This is a genomic window from Pseudoalteromonas sp. NBT06-2, from assembly GCF_002276045.1.
In the GTDB taxonomy this organism is placed as follows: Bacteria; Pseudomonadota; Gammaproteobacteria; order Enterobacterales; family Alteromonadaceae; genus Pseudoalteromonas.
This window is the reverse complement of the sequence record NZ_NQMR01000273.1, coordinates 1-2,684: the sequence shown is the minus strand read 5'-3', so window position 1 is coordinate 2,684 and position 2,684 is coordinate 1. Positions and strand designations below refer to the sequence as shown.

Annotated in this window: 4 protein-coding genes; 3 read left to right on the top strand and 1 reads right to left on the bottom strand. The window is 34.6% G+C overall.

The features are described from left to right. Positions 1–141 precede the first annotated feature (141 nt). Positions 142–627, top strand: coding sequence for a 2TM domain-containing protein (locus CJF42_RS25220; RefSeq protein WP_095369257.1), 486 nt, complete (start codon positions 142–144; stop codon positions 625–627). A gap of 100 nt (positions 628–727) precedes the next feature. Here CJF42_RS25220 and CJF42_RS25215 read toward each other — a convergent pair whose 3' ends face one another. Next, positions 728–1,573 carry a class I SAM-dependent methyltransferase gene (locus tag CJF42_RS25215; protein ID WP_095369256.1) on the bottom strand — a complete coding sequence of 282 codons (846 nt, stop codon included), beginning with the start codon at positions 1,571–1,573 and terminating at the stop codon, positions 728–730. Between the two features lie 278 nt (positions 1,574–1,851). Between CJF42_RS25215 and CJF42_RS25210 the strand changes: the two genes are divergently transcribed. Together CJF42_RS25210 and CJF42_RS25205 are read left to right on the top strand one after the other, a co-directional pair. Then, a complete protein-coding gene (locus CJF42_RS25210) occupies positions 1,852–2,310 on the top strand; it encodes a helix-turn-helix domain-containing protein (RefSeq protein WP_095369255.1) in 459 nt (152 codons plus the stop codon). A gap of 123 nt (positions 2,311–2,433) precedes the next feature. Then, on the top strand, positions 2,434–2,684 hold a 251-nt coding region (locus CJF42_RS25205; RefSeq protein ID WP_141235676.1), incomplete at its 3' end, for a DUF1203 domain-containing protein.

Below are 2,684 nucleotides of genomic sequence, written 5' to 3'. Positions count from 1 at the left end.
ACTGCTTTTTGAGAAGTTACCAGGTTTTAATGTAACGTATTGATTTTTAAATGCTGTCATATTAATGTCAGATAAAAGTCGTACCAATATTGGTTATATTTAATTGATAATTCATTTCGAACAACAGAAAAGGATATATAAATGATCGTTCGAAAACTCAGACTCCAACGAGCTTGGTCTCAAGATCAACTAGCACAATTAAGTGGGTTAAATATTAGAACAATTCAACGTATCGAAAGAGGCCAAAATGCGGGTCTAGAATCATTAAAATCTTTAGCTGCTGTTTTTGAAATTCAACTAACGGAATTACAGCAGGAGATGGAAATGAGTATAGATAGCCAAAAAAATACTGAAACAAAAATGACAGAAGAAGAAAAAAAAGTAATAGAGCATGTAAGAGATATAAAAGGCTTTTACTCACACCTTATTAATTACGTTTTGGTTGTAAGTGGATTGTTTATTTTAAACTACTTCATTAACCCTGAATATATTTGGGCTTGGTGGGCTGCTTTAGGTTGGGGAATAGGTGTGATATCTCATGGACTAAGTGTATTTGAAGTGTTTAGCTTATTTGGTGCTGATTGGGAGAAAAAACAAGTTGAAAAAAGGCTTAAGCGAAAGTTATAACGTATTTTTATAATAACTCTTTAACCTTGTAATAGAAAAAGCGCTGACAGTGTGTGAGCGCTTTTCAGTGATAATAATGATTATTTTAAACTAGAATAAATTAACCTGTAATGATGGTTCTTAAACCATACTCTAGGGTTTTTCCTGTTGTGGTTCTCATACTGAGAGTTGTTACTTCAACTTTTTCATGAGCAACTAATTCCTTGGTGATTTTACGAATTTTTTCTTCGTCTAGTCTTGGAGAGTAAGTATTGATCACAATAAACCCTCCGGGTTCTTTTAGTTCTAATGCAGCCGCTAATAGCTCAGGGAATTTATTTTCTATTTTCCAGCGCTGTTTTTTAGCACCGATACCAAAAGCTGGTGGGTCCATCACGATGCCGTTATATTTTTTACCACGTTTTATTTCACGTTGCGCAAACTTAAGTGCATCTTCATGTATCCAATGAATATCAGATAAACCAGATGACTGCATATTCTCATTGCCCCAAGAGATCACCTGTTTTACTGAGTCACAATGGAAAACATCAGCGCCTTTAGCACGAGCTGCTATTGAGGCCGCACCAGTATAAGCAAATAAGTTTAAAAAGCGATCGCCATCATTTAAGTTATCAGCGATAAAATCCCAATTCACTCTTTGTTCAGGAAATATGCCTACATGTTTAAATTTAGTTAGCTCTATATTGAGTGTTAGTTGCTTAAAGTTAATTGCCCACTTAGTAGGTGGACCTTTTTTTAAAGCTTGCCAAGTTCCTGAGCTTTTTGAGCTTTCTACAAACTCAAAATGTGCTTTATTTCGCCATTCTTTTTCACTTAATATCGCTTTAAAATAAGCATTCATATCAGGGCGAATGGTGATAATGTCACCCCAACGTTCTAGCTTTTCCTGGTTTCCAGCATCAATGAGTTCGTAATCATTCCAATGCTTGGTAAAAGTTCTTTTCATAGTGCGACTGCAGCGTAGATTAATAGATAATTAGGGCGACAATTATATAAAAAAATACGATTTTTTGCATTAATTTAATCACAGATCAAAGTCTATACTTTTAAACTTTTGTAAATCACCTTTCCTTAAAATAAATACAATAATGGGGTTAAAGGCACAGATTATTATATTGTCGGGTTAAAGTCGGGTTAAAGTCGGGCTAATTTCGGGTAATATCCATAACCGACATTGAGTAAATTAAGCAATACTTTTGATGCTTAAGTATAGGGGGGAAATTAATGATTCTAAAAGAACTACGTATTAGTCGACATCTTTCACAAGAGCAATTAGCTCAAATATCTGGATTAAATGTAAGAACAATTCAGCGGATTGAAAGTGGTTCGAATGCGAGTGTTGAGTCATTAAAATGTATTGCTGCTGCACTTGAGATTGATATATCAACTTTGAATCAGGAGAAATTTATGATCGATAAAAAATCAGGTAACTGGGAAGCCTTACCATTAATATTAAAATGTTGGTTTGTATTTAATTTTTTACAAACTAGACCTAGTAGAAAGTCAGCACTAAGAATTGAAATCACAGGTCATATTAGTGGCTTTATTTTTTGTTGTTTAGGGCTTGTGAGTGAAGCCGCATTAGTTGGAGGGCTACTTATGCTCGCTATTGCATATTTTTATCACTGGCTGAAATGGCAGGGCGATAAATATGGTATTTGGTATGATTCAGAACCGTTTTAGTTTCAACCAAGTAATGTATCAAGCTTTACTGGTGGTGCATGTGAAAAATATGACTACCGAAACTGGCGAGTATTATTAATAAGTGAACGTAAACTGATATTTTTAACTAAAGAAATATTTGTTATGCAAACCGAATTTATTATAAAGCCACTCTCACACAATACGTTTTCTCATCTAATGAAGCTCAACCAGCAAAAATTAGCATTACACAAAGCAAAATGGATAATGGTTGATAGCAATCCAGGATATCCATGCCGTGTATCTTTGGCTGAAGTAGGCTTAGGAGAGCGTGTATTAGCAATCCCATATTGTCATCATGATGTAGATTCGCCTTATCGTGCATCAGGTCCTATTTATACCCAAACCACTTCAAG